This window comes from Capilliphycus salinus ALCB114379, assembly GCF_047276495.1.
In the GTDB taxonomy this organism is placed as follows: Bacteria; Cyanobacteriota; Cyanobacteriia; order Cyanobacteriales; family Microcoleaceae; genus Capilliphycus; species Capilliphycus salinus.
Map to the genome: position 1 here is coordinate 4456430 of NZ_CP178543.1, position 21144 is coordinate 4477573.

A 21144-nucleotide genomic window follows, 5' to 3' on the forward strand; every position below is an offset into this window, starting at 1 on the left:
TGTTTCTCTGGTTTAATTAACACCTCAAAATACACCCTATCCGTTCGGACACCCCTGATCTAATCCCCCCTAGCCCCCCTTTGTCAGGGGGGAAAAATTGGGGGAACAGGGGAAGAAAAAGAGGTAAAACCTTTCAAGTTGTACTAACCACCCTGCGCGTAATTCTACAGATTGCAGCTATCAATTTGTTAGATTTTTTTCCGGTCTAAAACTATTAATAGGTCTAAAAAATAACGACAGATTGGTTTATTTGATCCAGCAAAACATTGACTTAAATAATGACGACACTTTCATTAACAGCCAGTCCCACAACTTTAATTGAAGCGGAATCAACCGTATTAACGCTCAATTTTAACCTCGATGAAGCGCCTCCACCCGACGGTTTGCTGGTAACTCTCAGCAGCGATATGATTAATTCCCTCGGTGAATTTGATGTATTTGCAACTCAATTTTCAGGGGCGCAACTCGTTAGTGTCAGCGATGATACAGATGGTTTTACTTTACGACTGACCGAACAAAACGCAAGTATTAGTTTACCCGTATTTACGGATAACGAAGAAGAAGGTAGCGAAACCATTACTTTTACCGTCGAACCCAGCGAAGAATTTACCCTAGATTCCGATGCGAGTTCTGTTGAAATTACCCTCGAAGATACGGCAGATTCTACACCAACTCCGCCTCCGGTAACAAGTTTCTACGATGAAGCCGTCGATGGGGATATTTCTGGCGATCGCAATGCTCCCACTATGCTTGAATTAGAACAGGGCGTTAATTCTTTAACCGCAACTTCGGTGGCGGGTGATATCGAATACGTTACCCTAACCGTTCCGGAGGGGTTACAACTCGACTCGGTTGACGTTGCATCCTACGCTTCCGATACCGATGATATTGCCTTTGCTGCGGTACAAACGGGTAGTATTTTTACAGAACCCCCCACTCAAACCGATGTTGAAAATTTACTCGGTTATAGTCATTTTGGTGCTATTGATGTCGGTACGGATATTTTAGAGGATTTGGCAAACGGTCAGGGTGCAATTGGGTTTGATTCTCCTTTACCCAGTGGCGACTATACGTTCTGGCTGCAACAAACCGGAGATGCCTCAACCTACTCCCTTGACTTTAATGTATCACAAGCCGAAGATCCGGTTACTCCGGGCGAAAATCCAATGGTTTCGGTAAGCGCTTTGGGCGGTACGTTTAACGACTCCGAACTGATTTCTCCCAATATCGTAGAATCAGCAGGAGAAGCTGTTCCGATTCTCAGTTTGGCGGTTAGTGTTGACGGCGAGATTCCCGAAGATGGATTGATCGTTAATATTAATAGCAATTTGGATGATATTACCGAGTTTATTCAGGGGGCGAATTTCATCCCGCCGGTTTTTGGTCCCGGAGAAGTTTTGGGGGCAATTTACAATAGTGACGGAACTGCAACGGGCTTGCAATTGCGGTTGGATGGCCCCAATGCGGTGATGAATTTTGTCGGGGTTGGCTTTGAGGCGGAAGGTTCACAAAGCGTTAGTTTCTTTGTCGAAGATGGCGTTGGCTATGAGGCGGCATCGGGCGAGTCTATTGTTAAAGTTTATGATAGCCTTGACGAAGTTCCACAACTCACGAACCCGCCTTTATTGGCGATGGAGTTTGTTAGCAGTAGCGATACTCTAATAGAAGGTGGCAGTCCGGGTACTTTGAACTTTACCGTTGACGGTGAAATTCCCCCCGAAGGACTTGTGGTTTATGTCACTAGCGGTATTCTCGCCAAGTTGGGCGAGTTTAACCTGTTTGATGCGGTTGTGACTGGGGGCGGTTTCCCTTCGCCCGATGAGAATGCGGGAGGTTTCTATTTCAAAATTACCGAACCAACCGCCAGCATCGAACTTCAAGCGTTTGCGGATGATATTGTTGAGGGTTTGGAGTCGGTTACTTTTAGCCTTCAAGAGGTTCCGGGCTATGCGATCGCCGATAATGCTAGTATAGTTAACTTTGCGATCGCCGATGATGCGAATTCTCTGACTCAAGTTAGCTTGGAGGCGAGTCCTGAAGTCTTAATTGAGTCGGAAAATACTGTCTCGGTTCACACGTTTAGCCTGAGTTCTCCCCCACCCGCAGAAGGATTAACAGTTTCCGTAGATACTCCCAATTTAAACGAATTTGACCTCGATAGCATTGAGGTAGAGGGCGCTACAATTGCGGAAGTTCGGGATGATGGTTTTGACCTAACAATCACAGAACAAGCCGCTACGGTTAATTTAGCGGTGGCTGAGGATAACGAATCAGAAGGTTTGGAAACGGCTGTTTTTACCGTTGCAGAAGGGGAGGGTTATCAAGTTTCGCCGGAAGTCGCAGAGGCGAATTTTACGATTGTAGACACAACCGACCAGGCGCCTCCCGCACCGTTGGAAATCTCCGAACCCAATGATACAATTGCAGAAGCGATCGCCACGAATCTCAGCGCTGATAATAATACCGTTTCCCTAGATAGTGCCATTTCCTTTACCTTTGGGAATCGTTTGGTCGATCAAACCGAAGATGTGGATATGTATTCCTTTGAGTTGGAAGCGGGGGATACGGTTGTATTAGATATCGATGCGGAATTGTTGGGGTCTTCCCTCGACTCGGTGTTACGTTTGTTCGACGCAGAAGGAAACCAACTCGCCCAAAGTAACGATGATTTTGCACCCAATGAATTGGTTGGGGAGAGTCAGTCCGATTCTTATTTAGAATTTACCGCTGAGACGGAAGGAACTTATTATGTGGGGGTCAGCAGTTCCCCTAACGGTGAGTTTGACTTTGAGAATAATCCCTACGAACCCTTTGAGGGGGGTAGCGGAAGCGGAAGCAGTAGCGGAGAATATACCCTCAATCTGTTATTGAATCAAGAAATTCCCTCGGAACCGACCCAAGATGGTATTGAAAACCCCGGTTCAGTACCCGTAACCGATGATGGCGAAATCTATGACGATGACACTGAATTTAATGATACTATCGCCAACGCTAATCTGATCGAAGTTGGGGTTAATTCGACTGTTACCCTTGCTGGAGAAATCGGTACAACCCCTGAAACCCGCAACCTAATTGACCGTTCCGAAGATGTCGATATGTACGGCTTTGAGTTGGAAGCCGGTCAAACTTTAGTCCTCGATGTTGATGCGGGGGGTTCTGGCGATGCGGGGGTCGAAGGTTCGTTAATGGACTCTGTACTGCGGATTTTCGATAGCCAGGGGAATGAGGTTGCTGTTGTTGAAAATGCGGCGGCGCCCGATGAAATTTTCCAGGCGAATGGCGATACTTACCTCAAATAACACGGAAGCATGAAAGCCATCGTCTTTTAAGCGATGGATGAAATGCGACTCGACAGGTTTTAACCTGTCGTATCCTTTTCTTCTTTTAATTTTAGGCTATCAATCCAGTCTTCAATAAGTGCTGTTATCGTTTTGTCCTTCTCAGCAGCATATAAATAAAGTTTATTTCTTCTGCGCTCAGATAAACGAATTGTTAATGATTTAGTTTTCATACATATATTGTTAGTGCGTTGATGCTAGTATAACACCAGGAGGTAAAAATACAATGTATGGATGTCAGCAAAATCTAATTAGTCCAGACAACCCGTTAAAGGCTATCCTTGAGTTTATTTGTTCTGAGTCTCATAAACTGACTAACTGTGGAATCTATTATGCTCGTCAAATTCATTTCAAAACCCATAAAATTATTGGAAAATATGATTTAGAAAAAGAGTACAAAAACCACAAACATTATCAAGCTTTATACTCTCAGGCAGCACAGCAAATACTTAGAAGCGTTGCTGAGTCCTTTAAGTCATTTAAAGAGTTAAGCAAAAAATATATAAAAGGGGAGTTAACCGATAAACCTCGTCTCCCTAAATACAGAAAGAAAGGAGGTATGTGTCTTGTAACCTATCCTAAACAAGCCTTAAAACTGGTTGACAATCAAATTAGAATCCCTTTAGGGAAAACTGTTAAGAAATGGTTTGGACTTAGCAGCTTCTATCTACCAATGCCTTCCAATTTGAGATTTCAAGAAATTAAGGAATTGAGAATATTGCCAAGAAATCAGTGTTTTTACGTTGAGTTTGTTTATGAAAGTAAATCAGTCGAGATCAAGGTAAATTTCGATCATGTGCTAGGTTTAGATCCAGGATTGAACAATTGGCTAACAGGGGTTTCTAATCTTGGGACTAGCTTTATAGTTGATGGGAAACATCTTAAATCTGTTAACCGTTGGTACAACAAACAGGTAGCTACTCTCAAAGAAGGAAAACCTCAAGGATTTTGGTCAACCCAACTCGCTAAAATCACAGAAAAGCGCAACCGACAAATGAGAGATGCTGTTAACAAGGCAGCCAGACTTGTGGTTAGTCATTGCCTTGAACGTCAAATTGGAGTGATTGTTTTTGGATGGAACAAAGAACAAAAGAAAGAAAGCAATTTAGGCAAAAAGAACAATCAATCTTTTGTTTCAATTCCGACAGCCAAACTCAAAGAACGCATTAGACAATTGTGTGAACAGTACGGACTTAAGTTTATTGAAACAGAAGAAAGTTATACCTCAAAAGCTTCATTCTTAGACAATGATTTGCTACCTATATTTGGTGAAAAACCCAAAGAGTGGCAACCATCAGGAAAAAGAACAAAAAGAGGTTTGTATCGAACGGCTCAAAATCACTATATCAATAGCGATGCTAATGGGGCTGTTAACATTATTCGTAAAAAAGTAAGCACAACACTTAATTTTGATTTAAGTCGAGTGTCTAGGGGCGTTTTGACTCGTCCCCAGAAGTTAAAATTCTGGTCAGCTAAGAAGACGCGAAGCAACGTGGCTTTAGCCCGTTGTGTAGCATCCCCTTAGAATCCTCCGTCATTTATGCGGAGGAGAAGTCAAATCGAGTTTATCGCCCCCGAAACCGGTACTTACTACGCCGGAATTAGCAATTTGGGCAATAATTTCTATGACCCCAACGTTGCGGGAAGTGGTAGCGGTTGGACGTTTACCGGCGCCTTTGAACCGGGTCCCTATTTGCTGAATGCGACGTTGCTACCGGTTGATGGCTTTGTTGCTGATATTGTCGGTACCGATGACGCCGAAACTCTCGAAGGCGATGGGGAAAATAACAGCATTGATGCTTTGGGTGGTGATGACCTCGTTGCTGGCGGTTTGGGCGATGATACCGTGTTTGGCGGTTCGGGTGATGACGTCCTGCGGGGTGATGCTAATCGTCGGTCTGCGGGCGGTTCAAATGGCGGTGATGACGTGATTTCGGGCGGCGCCGGAAATGACCGCATTGGCGGTAAGGGCGGTAATGACCTCCTGAGTGGCGATAGCGGCGATGATGAAATCTTTGGCGATGACGGCGATGACACTATTATGGGCGTCACGGGTAACGATACGCTGACGGGGGATGATTTCTCCGGGGGTAGTGGTTCGGATGTGTTTGTCTTTGGTAATGGGGATGGTACGGATACGATTACCGATTTTGATGTTACCGAAGATTTAATTGGTTTGGTCGAAGGTGAATTAATGTTTGATGAACTTTCGATTACCGATAGCGATATGGGTGCGATGATTAGTGTTATCGAATCTGGGGAAACTTTGGCAATTCTTCAAGGTGTTAATTCATCGGAATTAACCTCAGATTTGTTCGTGTATACGCCCGATATTTCTCTCGTTTAATTAACATCCCTCAATAAAAGTCCCCCTTTTTAAGGGGGATTTAGGGGAATCGATTACGCAGGTTTTGGGGAAAGTTATGGCCGATCAGAAAGTCCCCCTTTTTAAGGGGGATTTAGGGGGATCGATTACGCAGGTTTTGGGGAAAGTTATGGCCGATCAGAAAGTCCCCCTTTTTAAGGGGGATTTAGGGGGATCGATTACGCAGGTTTTGGGGGAAGTTATGGAAAAAATCATCATTAGAATTGAGGAATAAAACCCAAGTGAAGTTTTCAAGTTTCAAAGTTCAAATTACCGCATCGATTGGTCTGGCGATCGCGATTTTAATCGGATTAACTGAAACGGTTAAATCGGCGTCGTTAGTTGAGGATATCAGTGAAAATCCTTTTTTGTTAGAAGTTGTGAATAGCAGTTCTTTTGAAAATACAGTTTCCGATCAATTGGACGAACAACTTAATCTAATTTTTGATGAAACAACCGATGATATTCCCGGCGCTTTTCTGGCAATTATTAGCCCCAGAGGAACTTGGTTAGGAACCAGCGGTTTTTCTAGTTTAGAAAATCAAACTCCGTTAACCAATGAAGATCGGTTTCAAATTGGGAGTATTACTAAAACTTTTGTGGCGACTGTGGTTTTACAGTTGGTTGAAGAAGGAACTTTAACTCTAGAAGATACTTTAGATGAATGGTTGTCTTCGGAAGTGTTAGAAAATATTCCCAATTCCGAACAGATTACCATTCGTCAATTGTTAAATCATACTAGCGGAATTGTTGATTATTCTCTGCCGTTGTTTTTTCAAGCCCAAAATAATCCGGGTGTATTTTTAAGAGAGTGGCAACCGGAAGAACTTCTAACTTTTATTGCCAACCAAAATGCCTATTTTTCGCCGGGAGAGTCTTGGGAATATTCCAATACCAATGTAATTTTATTGGGGTTAATTGTTGAAGCCGTCACCGGGTCTAATATTGCGGCTGAAATTCGTTCTCGGATTCTCGAACCTTTGGGGTTAAATAATACCTTTTTTGCCGAGGAAGAACCCATTCCCGGAGGATATGTTAATGCTTATTGGGATTTTGATGGAGATGGCAGTTTTAATAATGTTTCTCAGGCTAATTTATCTTGGGCTTGGGCGGCGGGTGCGATGGTTTCTAACCCGACGGATATGGCGAGATTTATTGCAGGTTTGCTGAGTGGAAAGCTTCTAGAAACTGAATCTTTAGCGGAAATGCTGACTGTAGTTGAAGCCACTAATTCTGAGAATTATGATGCTTATGGTTTGGGAATTGGGGCGTTAGAAAGTCCGCTCAGACAGTGGTACGGTCATCGAGGTTTGACATTAGCTCACCGTTCAAACTTGTTTTATTCCCCGACAGATGATATCATTTATATCGAATTGATTAATTCGCGAGATTTAGATAATATCAGTAATCCGGTTTTTCGGGCTTGGCGCCAGGCTCAAGAACCGATTGCATCGGTGCCAGAACCGGGAATGTTATCGGGGTTTGGGGTAGTTTTCTTGGGCGGATTTTTGATTCGGTTTAAAAGGTTTAAAGAAGGCGGTAGGCGGAAGGCAAAGGAGAAAAACTGACAAAACTATTTAAACATTGAAAACATGAAAAAACTCGATCATAATTTTTGGAAATGTTAGACGGACTCCAATCTTTGTGTGTTTGAAACAACCCGGTTTTTCGGCCCAACTTTAAGATTTACTTCAATTGCCAAGACAAACCGGGTTTATTGCTTTTATAGATTCGATCTAAGCATTGATGGAGTTGAATGTCAAGTTTCAATATTGCCTGGTTAATTGGGCCTGTTTCAACGGTCTTATTAGCCGTTCCTGTGTCAGTTTATTGGGTGCAAAATCGAGTTCAAGTGACACCTGAACTTATCGAAACTTTAACGGTTCCTGTGGAAGCCAAAGCAATTACCGTGAGAATTACAGCGAGCGGAGTTGTTCAACCCGTGCGGCGAGTTAATCTCAGTCCAAAAACACAAGGGCGCCTGGCTCAATTATACGTTGAACAGGGCGATCGCGTGGAAGTGGGTCAGCTAATTGCCCGCATGGAAAGCGGCGAAATAGAGGCGCAATTATTGCAAGCAAAAGCGAAATTAGTGAGAGCAAAAGCCAACTTAGAAAAGCTTAAAACCGGAAGTCGCCCCGAAGAAATTGCCGCAGCCCAAGCGAGATTAAATCAAACAAAAGCCCGTTTAGCCGAATTAAAAGCGGGAACTCGAACCGAAGAAATTGCCCAAGCCCGGGCGAAATTAAACGAAGCCGAAGCCCGTTTAGCCGATGCGAAATCGGGAAGTCTCGAAGAAGAAATTGCTCAAGCCAGAGCGAGAATAGAAGGCAATAAAGCCGAATTAGAACTTGCGAACGAACGGGTTAGTCGCTATGAAAATTTGGGCGAACAGGGCGCAATTTCTCAAGATGAACTCGAAGAATATCGACAAAATGAACGCCGACTCAACGCCGTTGTTGAGGAAGCCAAAAGACGTTTAGAACAGCTTCAACAAAGTCGAAAAACTCAAATAGAACAGTTAGAAGCAACCGTTGAGATGGAACGTCAAGCCCTCAGACAATTGCAAAATGGGGCGCGGCCCGAAGAAATTGCTCAAGTTGAAGCCGAAGTTGCCGAAGCCCAAAGTCAACTCAATGAATTATTAAATGGAACTCGACCCGAAGAAATTGCCGGCGCCGAAGCCGAAGTTTCCGAAGCAGAAGCCTCCGTACAATATTATCAAACACAGCTAAAAGATACGGAAGTTCGCGCACCTTTTGCGGGAATTATTGCCCAACGTTATGCGGTAGAAGGGGCGTTTGTTACCCCGGCAACTTCGGCGTCCGATGCGACTTCTGCGACTTCGACTTCTATTGTCGCATTGGCAAAAGATTTAGAAGTTTTAGCCAAAGTTCCCGAAGCGGATATTGCTCAAATTAAACCCAATCAAAAGGTCGAAATTGTTGCCGATGCTTACCCGGATCAAGTCTTTGAAGGACGGGTTCAACTCATCGCCCCGGAAGCGGTAAAAGAACAAGACGTTACCCTATTTCAAGCCAGAATAGAGATTATTTCAGGCAAAGAAAAGCTACAGTCCGGGATGAATGTTGATTTGAAATTTATCGGAGAAAAACTCAAAAATGCTCTCGTTGTTCCGACGGTGGCAATTGTCACCCATCAAGGAGAAACGGGGGTTTTAATGCCCGATGAAGAAAATAAACCCAAATTTCACCCGGTAACAATTGGTTCAACATTAGGGAATCAAATTCAAATTCTCAAAGGAGTATACACGGGCGATCGCGTATTTGTCGAACTCCCCGAAAATCAAACCCTAGAAGACATTATCAACTAAAAAAATACAACCTATTCCCTTAAACTTCTACAAATCAACCCATCCGTTTCCAAAACAATCAACCTAAAACACCCAAACTCAACCCATCCGTTTCCAAAACTATTAACCTAAAACACCCAAACTCAACTCATCCGTTAAAAAAGCAAAAACCCAAAAAACCCAACCCAAACCCATCCGTTTCCAAAACTATTAACCTAAAACACCCAAACTCAACTCATCCGTTACCAATGAACTTCCTAGAACACGTTAAAATGGCAGCCCAAACTTTACTCGCCCATAAAATGCGAAGCAGCTTAACAATGCTCGGAATTATTATCGGAAATGCTTCCGTTATTGGAATGATTGGAGTGGGAGAAGGCGCCCAAGAATTTGTCAGTCAACAGGTCAATTCTTTCGGGCCAAATGTGTTGTTTGTTCTCCCCGGAAGTCCAGAAGCCCAAAGTCGCCCCGTTTATCCGCCTCAAACATTAATATTAGAAGATGCGACAGCGATCGCCGAACAGGTTCCCTCTGTTCAAGAAGTGGCGCCTTCGATAACAGGAAGCGAACTGATGTCTTACCGGGGAAAAAATGCTTCTGCGGCGTTAGTTGGGGCGACTCCCGAGTATTTAACCGTTCGGGGTTTTGACGTGGCTCGGGGGCGATTTATCAGCGATTTAGACTTAAAACGAAATGAACAAGTTGTCGCTTTGGGTTCAGAAATTGCCGAACAATTATTTGGGAATGAAGACCCTTTAGGAAAGTCGGTGCGACTCAAAGATATTACGTTACAAGTCGTTGGGGTAATGCAGCCCAAAGGTTCGACAATGGGGAATAATCAAGATATGAATGCTTTTATTCCCGTGACAACAGTGGCTAATCGAATTGTGGGTCAAACCTCACCTTATGGAATTCAAGTAACTTTTATTTCGGTTTCTGTAGAAGATCAATCTAAAATGGATGCGGCTAAATTTCAGATCGAAAATTTACTGCGACTTAGACATAAAATTACCGACGAAGATGATTTTACGGTTCGCAGCCAAAAAGAGTTAATGGAAAGACTCGGTAAAATTACCAATGCACTGACGTTGTTACTGGCAGCAACCGCCGCGATTTCTTTATTTGTGGGCGGAATTGGAATTATGAATATTATGTTAGTTTCCGTTACTGAACGAACCCAAGAAATCGGGCTGCGAAAAGCCATTGGTGCTTCTCAACGGGATATTTTAATGCAGTTTATGATCGAAGCTATAATTTTATCTGCCGTGGGAGGATTGATCGGCACGACGGTGGGGGTGAGCGGTATATTTATCATCGGAATGTTAACGCCTTTAGAAGCAGGAATTTCACCTGTTGCGATAGGGTTAGCGGTGAGTGTTTCCGGTGGAATTGGGTTATTTTTTGGGGTATTTCCTGCAAAACAAGCGGCAAAACTTGACCCGATTGTTGCGTTGAGAAGTGCTTAAACGAGTCGCCAGGGGTGAATTATGCACTCTGCAAATATTAATCTTTCCTGTTTCAGATATCCTGTAACCCCAGAGTGCTGTTTGCCCTCTGAATTATGACTAATGGTTGGGTTTTACTATCGATCAACCCAACCTACCGGCTTTTACCTCTTGCTTAAGAAGAGTTTAAGATCATCGAATTAACGCCATCAAAATACTGGTTATCTCTTCGCTGATAAACTGAAGTAAAAGCGACTGATGAGAATGGATAAAGAAATGATCGCCCGCAATAGTTTTTAAGTAAAAATCTGCCCCTGTTTGGTCTTCCCAAGCCAGCATATCCGCTTGATTAACTTGTTGATCCGCCGAACCGTTAAAGGCTGTAATTCCACAATTAAGCGGGGGTTCATACTGATAGTTATAGGTTTCTAAAACGGCAAAATCTGCCCGCAAACAGGGCATCAATAAATCCATCAATTCTTTATTTTGTAAAATCGCTTCTGGGGTTCCATTGTAACGCCTTAACTGTTCTATAAACTCGGAGTTTGACAACTGATGAATGGGCGGATCTGGATCGGGAATTTGCGGCGCACGGCATCCCGAAACAAACAGATGTTGCGGAGTAAAACCATATTCTCGACGCAGTTGACGCGCCAACTCAAAACTCACCAATCCCCCCATACTATGACCAAAAAAAACAAAGGGTTTATCTAAGTAAGAATCAAGGGCTAAACTTAAGGCTTGAATGAGGGGTTTCATTTTTGTATATGCGGGTTCGCGCAAGCGTTTTCCTCGCCCCGGAAGTTCAACCGCACAGAGTTCAATACTCGAAGAAAAGTAATAAGACCAATTTCTAAAAATTAACGCTCCTCCTCCGGCATAATGGAAACAAAATAGGCGTAATTTTGCTTCGGGGTTCGGTTGCGGACAGGTTAACCAAGTATTAAAGTTTTGTGTTGTTGTCATTTTTAAATGAATTTAAAACTGTGGTATCGTAGGTGTAGCCGAGTTTTCTATAGTTTAAAACATCGGCCGGAGTAACGGTTTTTTCTCCCTGGAAATTTACCAGCAAAGACCCAATATTTCCCAGTCCATAATCTCCCGGTTTTGATAATCCTTCATCCCAAGGCCACATCGGATCATTTAGATTATGTCCGGAAGGCATTTTTGCACTCGGATAAAAGCTTTCGCCCGTATGTCCGTTATCTTGCCATTCTGCCCATAATCGATCTACATTAGCATGATTTAACCAAAAAATTGGGTCATAAGGTGAACTGGGAATGCTATCCATTGTACCGAGAATTTTAGTTTGATGGGGAACTCGATCTTTCGGGCGAATTTCATCCACTAAACTGCCGCCAATGATAGAATGTGCATAGGCGTGTAATGCCCAACCCGGAACATATTTTCCGGTTTTTAAAACTAACGCGCCTTCAATCATCGCATTGAACACTTCATAGTTATCAAAACTCATTAATTGTTCAACTTCTGCTTTGGAAATGGGGTATTTTTCACAGGGCGGCAAACCGACAAATCGAATCAGTTTCGACCCTAACGAAGTCATATTAATGGGGTCAAAATGAATGTTCTCATTCAGCGTCCAATCCGCAAAAGAACCCGAGGTAACGGGACCGCCTGTAAACGTACCAAAACCCGGAATTTCTACCGTTTCTCCCGTTCCATTGGGGCCGAGAAAATTCTCATCTAAAATAATCGTTAACGCTTGCGGATCGGTCCAGTCCCAATAGGGAATTGTCACACTCGGATCAATTTTTTGTAATTGTTGTTCAAATTCCCACAAAAATTGACGGTGCCAAGGCAGAAAAGCGGGTTGACTGTGGGCGGGGTTGCCTTTAGCAAAACCTTCCGCACCCAACTTTTTCCGAAACCCCATCGTTAAAACGTGTTGCAAAACAAATTGATCGTAAAGACTAATTTGACTGCCTTCTGGAAAGGTATTTTTTAGGGTTTTAAGCGCATTAACAAAGGCTGTTTTTTCCTCAGTCGTGAGGTTGACAACATTCTTACGAACCTGTATATTTTCGATGAAAACAGGTTGAGGATAAACAGAAGTCGCTAGGGCTGTATTTTCCGGCAAGGGAGGATGGTAATAGCTGGAGGTGAATTGTAATTTAGTCACCCCCACCACAATGGCGGCGACCATGAGGGCTATCACCCCTAATTTTATCCGACTTAATTTTATAGATGAAAAGCGTTTCAGCACAAGAGATTTTTAACTGTAGACTGTTATACTGTAGACTGTTAGACAGATTAATTCTCAAAAACAGAGATTTGAGGAAAGTTCAGCGAAATCCTGGTTTTTTTGCTGACCTGCCTGTATAATAGCACGGTAATGTTGAGAATCTATCTCAAGTAAGATGAACTGGAGTATCTTTTTAGCGGCGGCGGGGAGTGCCAGCGTCGAGTTTTTGGAAACTGCGGCTATTGCTTATGCGATCGCCCGTTCCGGCTATCGGCGCGAAGCCATTTGGGGAACGGTAGCCGGGTTGACGGTGGTGGCTGTGGCGGCGATCGCTCTTGGTAGTAGTTTGCAGTTGATCCCCTTGTATTTATTGCAAATTATTATCGGTAGTTTGCTCGTTTGGTTTGGTTGGGGATGGGTGAAAAAGTCCGTTTTGCGACAAGCCAAAGGAAAACGCGCCGGTTGGATGAGCGATGATCCTTTAGAAGCCGAAGGAATTTTGATTGAAACGGAACCCGAAAATTTTAGTCCGTTGAACTTTATGATCATGGCAAAAAGTGCCGCTTTAGAAGGGTTAGAAGTTGCCATTATTGTGACAACGTTAGGCTTGGCTTCTGCGGCTTGGAAAGAAGCGATCAGTGCTACTTTTTTAGCTTTGGTTTTCTCCATCGGTTTGGTGACATTACTCCATCAATATTTACTCAAACTTCCTGAAGTTTTAATTAAACTTGGAGCCGGAATTTTACTCATGGCGCTGGGTACGTTTTGGCTAGGAGAAGGATTAAACTTTGAATGGCCGTTTGAAGAATTTGCCATTTTAATTTTAGTTAGTCTTTATAGTTTGGCTGCAACCGTAGCGATTTACATTTTGAAAAAAAGTCAAACAATATCTGAGACTAAAGTCCCAGGCTAATAGGCGAAGTCGGTTAAAACCGACTAATTTTAGTCCTCTTCAGAGGACTTTAGATATTAGGCAGAGGTTTCAACCTCTGACGGACTGCAAACCCATTACAACTTAGAAAATTAAACATTTTTATGATTACAACAGAACTCGTAGAAAATCAAACCGAATGCACCTATTGTAATGTTTTTTCCAAAGCAAACGGGGTCGATCCAATTGGTACTGCACCGACGGTTGAACAGTGGTTAATTGTAGAAGTTCCTCAACCTTGGACAAGTAACCCCTGGAAAAATCATCCTTTGCTTGAGCCTGTGGTTGAATTGTTGAAACAATGGGAACAATTGAACCCTAAAATCATGCTCAGACCCCTGTTAGTTGTTCCCGATGAAGACTACTCTAAACCGGGTTTTGTGCGGGTTTTTCATTACTCTCGTTTGAACGTCTTATTTTCTCAGTTAGAAAAACTGGAATATCTCGTTCCAGAAGCCGAACTGAGTTCAGTAGTTAACGCACTTTTAATTCAACCCCAACAGTTAGAAAATTTTGCTGAATATCGCCAAAAAACTCAAGATATTCGAGAAGTTTTAGTCTGTACTCATACTGATGTCGATCGCGCTTGTGGTCGGTTTGGTTATCCGCTTTATCTCGAACTTCGTCAAAAATATGCTGTTTCTTCTAAAAACAAGCTTAGAATTTGGCAAACTAACCATTTTGGCGGTCATCAATTTGCCCCGACTTTAATTGATTTTCCTTCCGGTCGGTTTTGGGGTCATCTGGAGTCAGATATTCTCGATTTACTGATCAATCAAAACGGTAATTTAGTCGATTTAAAACCCTATTATCGGGGTTGGTCTGGATTGGGAAAATTTGAACAAATTGCCGAACGAGAAATCTGGAAAAAAGAAGGTTGGCACTGGTTACAGTATCAAAAATCGGGTCGGGTTATTCGCCAAGATCAAGGCGGAATTTTTATCTATATTTTGAAACAAATCCTTCGCTTAATTCCTCTACCTCAAGCTAAATTTTTGCGGAAACGACTCGAACAAAAAGCGACTTGGGTTGATGTGAGAATTGAATATAGTTCTCCCGATGATAAGGTTCAGGGTGCTTATGAAGCGAGAGTTCAAGTAAACGGAAAAGCTCTCGGTTTACTCAGATCCGGTGAACAGGTTAAACCCAAACCTATCGAACAGTATCAAGTTAGCCGTTTGGTGAAAGTGAACTAACTGGTTTTTCAACATTTTTTAACGTTTTTGACTGAAATCCCCAAAACCCAATGGTAAACAAACCCACCGAACTCATAACATATAAAAGTGCGATTCCTGCGCCTTTTTCTGTTCCAAATAGAGGACTAAAAAAGGGTGATAAAACCCCTCCCGGTTGCATTGCGGGTTCAAATACATAATCGGCTATTGGCCCCGCAATTAAATAAGCAATCGCCGAAACACTTTGGCGCATTAGCGATCGCATCGCTAAAATTCGCCCTTGAATATCGGGTGAAACTTGAGTTAACCAAATCGAAGTATCTGAACTTCCCATCAGTGGAAAATTCAGCGATGAACAAAATTGTGCGGGAATCCAAACAAAAGCAGTTTGACCCAAACCAAAAATAATTTTACTGATTCCCGCTCCCATCATCGCCGATAATACCCCATTAATTCGGCGTTTTGTACCCCCCCAAATACTAACAATTATGGCACCCGTAATCCCGCCAGCACCCGCCGCAGAAGCCGCAAATCCTAATATATTGCTATCTCCGCCACTACGCGCTAATATCATCGGTTCGTAAATCGCGGCGCCAATATCGTGAGCAAATCCAAATAGAGTCGTCACGGTTAATAACGTCAATAAACCCGATTTTGGCCAAACATAGGAAAATCCAAACGTGATTTGTTTCCAGATGCTTTGTTGAGATAAAGTTTGTTGAGATAGATTTTCAGAATTTGAAGATTCAGGTTGAGGAATAGGTGTGAGTAATAAAGTCGCGATCGCCACCCCAAAAGTTAAAATATCAATCACAAGAATTCCGACTAATCCGATTACAGGATAACAAATTCCTGCTAAAGCGGGAGCGAGAATACTTGAACCATAATTAAGAGCGGCTCCCATACTGGTAGCGCGAGTATAATGTTGGGGAGGAACCAGCAGAGAAATCGAGGCTTGATAAGCTAGAATTTGAATTTGATTAAAGGGAGTGTTAATGGCGATCGCAACATAGAGATGCCAAATTTGCAAGTTATTCGTTAAGGCTAAAATTAATAACACAACCGTTGATAAACCCGCAACAAAATCGGAAATTAAAATTAACACTTTGCGGTTTACCCGATCTACAATAATTCCAGAAAACAGCGTTAATACAAGGCTAGTAGCGATTCCAAAAAAGCCACCCAGAGATAACGTTGTCGCGGATTCACTCAATGACCACATCCAGATAACAGAACCAAAATAGGTCATTGTGCTACCAATTGCCGAAACCAACTGTCCAAACCAAAGAATAGTAAACGTTCGCATAAAATTAGTAGTTTTTTTTATTTGTAACTGGAGTTTTTCTTGTAAAAAGCATCCTATGATACAGAATATTACAGATTGAACTTGTTATTAACACGGGAGGTTTCCCTGAACGAAAAAACTCGGCTGATTCTTAATGATTAAGAGATAAAATGTTGAAGTTCCACTCTGAAACCGGGTTTTGAGGTAAATTCAGACACACAGACTTATAGGATACTTGACGTGAGAATTTCAAGTGTCCCAAAATTGGAATTTTATCGAGATCTTGACTTAATCGTTCTGAATCATGCTATTGTACAGTTGCTACTCATTCTCATCTAAACCCGATCTATTGTGACAGGTTTGATGCAATAAAGCAACGGAATTTTAAAAATGGCTATTACAATTGGTATCACGGCTGACCCATCAATTTTAATTGAAGACGAAGGAACCGCAACCACCATTACCTTTAACGTCGAGGGAGATATTCCCGAGGATGGAGTTGTCATCACTCTCGATAACGACACTCCCTTTGCTTTGGGTGACTTTAATATTTTGATACCTCCTCCCCAAGTTACTGGGGGTCAAATTATTAGAGGAAACGATGACAATAGCGGATTAGATTTTAGAATTCTTGACAACACAGCCACGATTATCTTACCTATTTTTGATGATGATGATCTCTCACCTGATGACCCTAATTTTAACCGTAATAATGATATTGGCGTTGAAGAAACAACCTTTTTCTTAGTTGAGAATGAGGCTTATAGTATCGATCCGAATGCGAGTCAAATTACTTTAACTTTAGCCGATACAGCAACTCAACTCAATACTCCTCCGGTTGCAAATAATGATAATTATACAACTCCCTTTGAAACGGTCTTAACGGTCGATCAAACTAACGGTATTCTCAGCAACGATAGTGATGAAAATGGAGATGAACTCAGTGCAAATTTAGTTAATGAACCGACCAACGGAAATTTAACTTTTAACCCGGATGGAACATTTAGTTATACACCCAATCCCGAATTTAGTGGAACCGATAGTTTTACCTATCAAGTTAACGATGGAACCGATAATTCTAATGTTGCAACTGTTAATTTAACCGTTGGAGAACCTCCCAATACTCCTCCGGTTGCAAATAATGATAATTATACAACTCCCTTTGAAACGGTCTTAACGGTCGATCAAACTAACGGTATTCTCAGCAACGATAGTGATGAAAATGGAGATGAACTCAGTGCAAATTTAGTTAATGAACCGACCAACGGAAATTTAACTTTTAACCCGGATGGAACATTTAGTTATACACCCAATTCAGATTTTAGTGGAACCGATAGTTTCACCTATCAAGTGAACGATGGAACCGATAATTCTAATGTTGCAACTGTTAATTTAACCGTTGAAGAAGCACCTAATATTCCCCCGAATATTCCCACCGTTAGCTTAACTGCAACTCCTGAAACGTTAATCGAAACTGAAGCAACAGAGTTAACTTTTAGTTTTGAACTTAGCGAACCGCCACCGGAAGAAGGTGTTACTGTGATTCTGGAGAGTAACACTCCTCAAGGGTTTACTCAGTTTGATTTGAATGAAGTTAACTTATCAGGAATTGGGAATCTTATTGATGTTTCACCGAATCAAGATTTTTCCAGTTTTGCGATTACTATTCTCGAACAAACTGCAAGTATTCGTTTACCTATTTTTCAAGATGAACTCGGCGAAGGAATTCAACCGATTAGTTTTAGTCTCGCTGAAAGCGAAGATTATAATTTAGAAGAAAATAGCACCCCAATTACTATTGATTTTGTTGATGATCCGAGTTTAATTGAGGATGATGATTCAGATGATGATTCATCAGAAGAACCTCCTAATACTCCCCCGGTTGCGAATAATGATAATTTTAGCACTCCCTTTGAAACGGTCTTAACGGTCGATCAAACTAACGGTATTCTCAGCAACGATAGTGATGAAAATGGAGATGAACTCAGTGCAAATTTAGTTAATGAACCTACAAACGGAAGTTTAACTTTTAACCCGGATGGAACATTTAGTTATACACCCAATTCAGATTTTAGTGTAACCGATAGTTTCACCTATCAAGTGAACGATGGAACCGATAATTCTAATGTTGCAACTGTTAATTTAACCGTTGAAGAAGCACCTAATATTCCCCCGAATATTCCCACCGTTAGCTTAACTGCAACTCCTGAAACGTTAATCGAAACTGAAGCAACAGAGTTAACTTTTAGTTTTGAACTTAGCGAACCGCCACCGGAAGAAGGTGTTACTGTGATTCTGGAGAGTAACACTCCTCAAGGGTTTACTCAGTTTGATTTGAATGAAGTTAACTTATCAGGAATTGGGAATCTTATTGATGTTTCACCGAATCAAGATTTTTCCAGTTTTGCGATTACTATTCTCGAACAAACTGCGAGTATTCGTTTACCTGTTTTTCAAGATGAACTCGGCGAAGGAATTCAACCGATTAGTTTTAGTCTAGCCGAAAGCGAAGATTATAATTTAGAAGAAAATAGCACCCCAATTACTATTGATTTTGTTGATGATCCGAGTTTAATTGAGGATGATGATTCCGATGACGGTTCAGACGATGATTCAGATGATTCAGATGACGGTTCAGATGACGGTTCAGATGATGATTCCGATGATTCCGATGATGATTCCGATGACGGTTCAGATGATGATTCCGATGATGATTCCGATGATGATCCATCAGAAGAACCAACAAACCAACCGCCTATTTTAACAACATCCATCCCCGATCAAACTGCAACACAACGAATAGGATTTAGTCTCAATCTCAATCAAAACTTTAGCGATCCTGAAAATGATTCCCTGACTTATTCGGTGACGGGTTTACCTGCTAATTTAGACTTTGATGCAAACACCGGATTAATCTTTGGAGTTCCCACACAACCCGGACAATTTAATGTTACGGTAACGGCTAGCGATCCGCAAGAAAATCAAATTCAAGATAACTTTGAACTTGTAATTTCACCGTTTGTTGTTCCCCAACTTCCTCCCATTCCTGAATCTCTTACTCCCGAACCGGAACCGGAACCGGAACCGGAACCGGAACCCATTATTGAAATTGAAATTGAACTTCCAACCCCGGAAATTGATTCAGCAATTGACTCGGAAATATTCGGAGATTCAGAAGACAATGAACTGATAGGAACTGAAGAAAACGACGCTATTTTTGGTAATCAAGGAAACGATAGTATTGTCGGTTTAGATGGGGATGATAATCTATTCGGAGGTCAAGATGATGATCAAATTATTGGCGGTGTTGGGAATGATGTAATTTTTGGAGAAAAAGGAAATGATTCTCTGTTTGGAGATGATCCTTCAAACGGAAATTCTCAACGCCAAGATTTTCTCATCGGAGATGAAGGAGATGATTTTATATTCGGAAATCAAGACGAAGATACACTCATTGGCGATGAGGGAAATGATACCCTTTATGGGGGTAAAGGGGATGATTTAATTTTTGGAAATGAAGGGGATGATTTTCTCTCGGGAGATGCGGGAAATGATACTTTAATTGGCGGGTTAGGACAGGATAAATTTATGCTTTCAACCGGTCAAGGAACCGATACAATTATCGGCTTTGAAGCGGGAACGGATAGCTTTGAACTCGCCGGAGAATTAACCCTCGACCAACTCCGAACCACCCAACAAAACGGTCTAACTCAAATTCGCTTGGCTGATACGGATGAAATTTTAGCGGTTCTGGATATTCCGGCGAATGAATTAGATATTTCTCCATTAGAAAGCAGCGAAAATCCCAATCCTGAAGATGATAACGATGAGGATGAACCGAACGAAGACAATAATAACGATGAGGATGAACCAAACGATGAAAACAACGATCAACCTTCTGAAAATCCATCTGATAATGGAAATCAACCCGATAATCCCGAACCGGAAGATGAGTTAATTCAAGTTAGTTTTAGTGCGGGTCCAAACACATTAATTGAGACGGAAGGAACTCGGTTAAACTTAGAATTTTCACTCGACCAACCCCCTCCTGAAGACGGACTGCGAGTATTTGTAGATAGCGATCTTTCCCAATCTTTAACTCAATTTGATCTCACCGAACTTTCTTATACGGGAGGTGAAAGTTTCCCCACCGGAGACTTTGATTTTACCGGATTTGCGTTTACCATTACCGCACAAACCGCAACCATTAGCATTCCCATTTTCGATGATAGTTCTCTCCCTCCAGAGCAAAGTCAAGAAGGCGCTGTTCCCGTTACTTATCGACTTCTAACCCGAAATGCAATAGATTCTCAAGACTTAGCGGAAGTGGAAGGAAGTCAGAGTATTGGCGAGTATCTCATCGATCCGAGTCTCAACTCTAGCACAATTATTTTCGCAGATAATCCTGAAAGCCTTGTCTAACAGCAGATGAAGCGTAGAATCTTTGAGAGTGCATAAAAGCTTTGGGTTCCTCCTATTGAAACTGTAGAGAAACAAAACAACTCCACAAGAATAGAGGAACTCAATCATGCTTTTTTCTCCTAAATCTATCGTGCTTTTTAGCGTAGTTAACACCATGTCACTCGGATTAATTTTGAGTGTGAGTTCAAGTTCAGGATTAGCTGAAATGGCTCAAAGGAGACAACTCCAACGGACTCCAGTTCAGTCAGAAATTCAGCCTAATACGAATTTGGGAATCTCTCCCGGTTTCAAGGGAAACTGGAAAGGAAAGCTACACGGGAAAGGGGATGATGTTCTCACAGTGGTTGAAATTGTGGTGTCTTCTAACTCCGGTTCCAACTATCAAGGAACTTGGAAACATCACGGTTCCAAATACAATCCTCAAAATGATACTTGGGAAGATGCGATCCTCCAACAAGGAACGTTAAAAGCCTCCAGACAAGGAAATGAAGTGACTCTAGAATTGAACGGATTTAATGGGAATAAACTGGTTTTAAATGGAACGTTAACCCCGAGTAAAATTTCCGGAGAAGTTGTTGGAAATTCCCATTTTGTCTTCTCTTTTGCCAAACAATAAAAGATTGGATAAATTTACCTCTTGATGACCTCTCCCCCAACCCCTCTCCTA

General features: G+C 42.0%; 14 protein-coding genes. 10 read left to right on the top strand and 4 right to left on the bottom strand.

Annotation, left to right across the window (positions count from 1 at the left end):
* Positions 1-278 precede the first annotated feature (278 nt).
* A complete protein-coding gene (locus tag ACL6C3_RS18245; RefSeq protein ID WP_413160456.1) occupies positions 279-3299 on the top strand; it encodes a PPC domain-containing protein in 3021 nt (1006 codons plus the stop codon).
* A gap of 59 nt (positions 3300-3358) precedes the next feature.
* On the opposite strand, the gene ACL6C3_RS18250 is transcribed toward ACL6C3_RS18245, so the two are convergent.
* Positions 3359-3511 carry a hypothetical protein gene (locus ACL6C3_RS18250; protein ID WP_413160457.1) on the bottom strand — a complete coding sequence of 51 codons (153 nt, stop codon included), beginning with the start codon at positions 3509-3511 and terminating at the stop codon, positions 3359-3361.
* Positions 3512-3564: 53 nt separating this feature from the next.
* Here ACL6C3_RS18250 and ACL6C3_RS18255 point away from each other — a divergent pair, with 53 nt between their 5' ends.
* From ACL6C3_RS18255 to ACL6C3_RS18275, 5 genes are all read left to right on the top strand, one after another.
* The gene (locus ACL6C3_RS18255; RefSeq protein WP_413160458.1) at positions 3565-4863 is read left to right on the top strand and encodes an RNA-guided endonuclease InsQ/TnpB family protein; all 1299 of its coding nucleotides are present in this window, start codon (positions 3565-3567) and stop codon (positions 4861-4863) included.
* A 15-nt stretch (positions 4864-4878) separates the two neighbouring features.
* Positions 4879-5685, top strand: a complete 807-nt coding sequence (locus ACL6C3_RS18260) for a calcium-binding protein (protein ID WP_413160459.1) — start codon at positions 4879-4881, stop codon at positions 5683-5685.
* 260 nt (positions 5686-5945) lie between these two features.
* Positions 5946-7271: a serine hydrolase domain-containing protein gene (locus ACL6C3_RS18265; protein WP_413160460.1), complete on the top strand. Its 1326-nt coding sequence runs from the start codon at positions 5946-5948 to the stop codon at positions 7269-7271.
* Between the two features lie 188 nt (positions 7272-7459).
* Complete coding sequence (locus ACL6C3_RS18270) at positions 7460-9037, top strand: efflux RND transporter periplasmic adaptor subunit (RefSeq protein ID WP_413160461.1); 1578 nt, start codon at positions 7460-7462, stop codon at positions 9035-9037.
* Between the two features lie 227 nt (positions 9038-9264).
* Positions 9265-10482 carry an ABC transporter permease gene (locus ACL6C3_RS18275; RefSeq protein WP_413160462.1) on the top strand — a complete coding sequence of 406 codons (1218 nt, stop codon included), beginning with the start codon at positions 9265-9267 and terminating at the stop codon, positions 10480-10482.
* Positions 10483-10653: 171 nt separating this feature from the next.
* Here the strand turns inward: ACL6C3_RS18275 and ACL6C3_RS18280 are convergent, their stop codons facing one another.
* Both ACL6C3_RS18280 and ACL6C3_RS18285 read right to left on the bottom strand, forming a co-directional pair.
* Positions 10654-11427, bottom strand: a complete 774-nt coding sequence (locus ACL6C3_RS18280) for a thioesterase II family protein (protein ID WP_413160463.1) — start codon at positions 11425-11427, stop codon at positions 10654-10656.
* Positions 11405-12637, bottom strand: a complete 1233-nt coding sequence (locus tag ACL6C3_RS18285; protein WP_413160464.1) for a tyrosinase family protein — start codon at positions 12635-12637, stop codon at positions 11405-11407. The genes ACL6C3_RS18280 and ACL6C3_RS18285 overlap by 23 nt, the downstream gene beginning before the upstream one ends.
* 202 nt (positions 12638-12839) lie before the next feature.
* Between ACL6C3_RS18285 and ACL6C3_RS18290 the strand changes: the two genes are divergently transcribed.
* A complete protein-coding gene (locus ACL6C3_RS18290) occupies positions 12840-13577 on the top strand; it encodes a COG4280 domain-containing protein (RefSeq protein ID WP_413160465.1) in 738 nt (245 codons plus the stop codon).
* Positions 13578-13699: 122 nt separating this feature from the next.
* On the top strand, positions 13700-14791 hold the full coding sequence (locus ACL6C3_RS18295) for a sucrase ferredoxin (protein WP_413160466.1): 1092 nt from the start codon (positions 13700-13702) through the stop codon (positions 14789-14791).
* Here ACL6C3_RS18295 and ACL6C3_RS18300 read toward each other — a convergent pair.
* Entirely contained in the window at positions 14766-16076 is a 1311-nt protein-coding gene (locus ACL6C3_RS18300; protein WP_413160467.1) for an MFS transporter, read from the bottom strand. The two genes, ACL6C3_RS18295 and ACL6C3_RS18300, sit on opposite strands and share 26 nt — an antisense overlap.
* A gap of 369 nt (positions 16077-16445) precedes the next feature.
* Here ACL6C3_RS18300 and ACL6C3_RS18305 point away from each other — a divergent pair, with 369 nt between their 5' ends.
* Positions 16446-20477: a tandem-95 repeat protein gene (locus tag ACL6C3_RS18305; protein ID WP_413160468.1), complete on the top strand. Its 4032-nt coding sequence runs from the start codon at positions 16446-16448 to the stop codon at positions 20475-20477.
* Positions 20478-20583: 106 nt separating this feature from the next.
* On the top strand, positions 20584-21093 hold the full coding sequence (locus tag ACL6C3_RS18310; RefSeq protein WP_413160469.1) for a hypothetical protein: 510 nt from the start codon (positions 20584-20586) through the stop codon (positions 21091-21093).
* Positions 21094-21144: the final 51 nt, after the last annotated feature.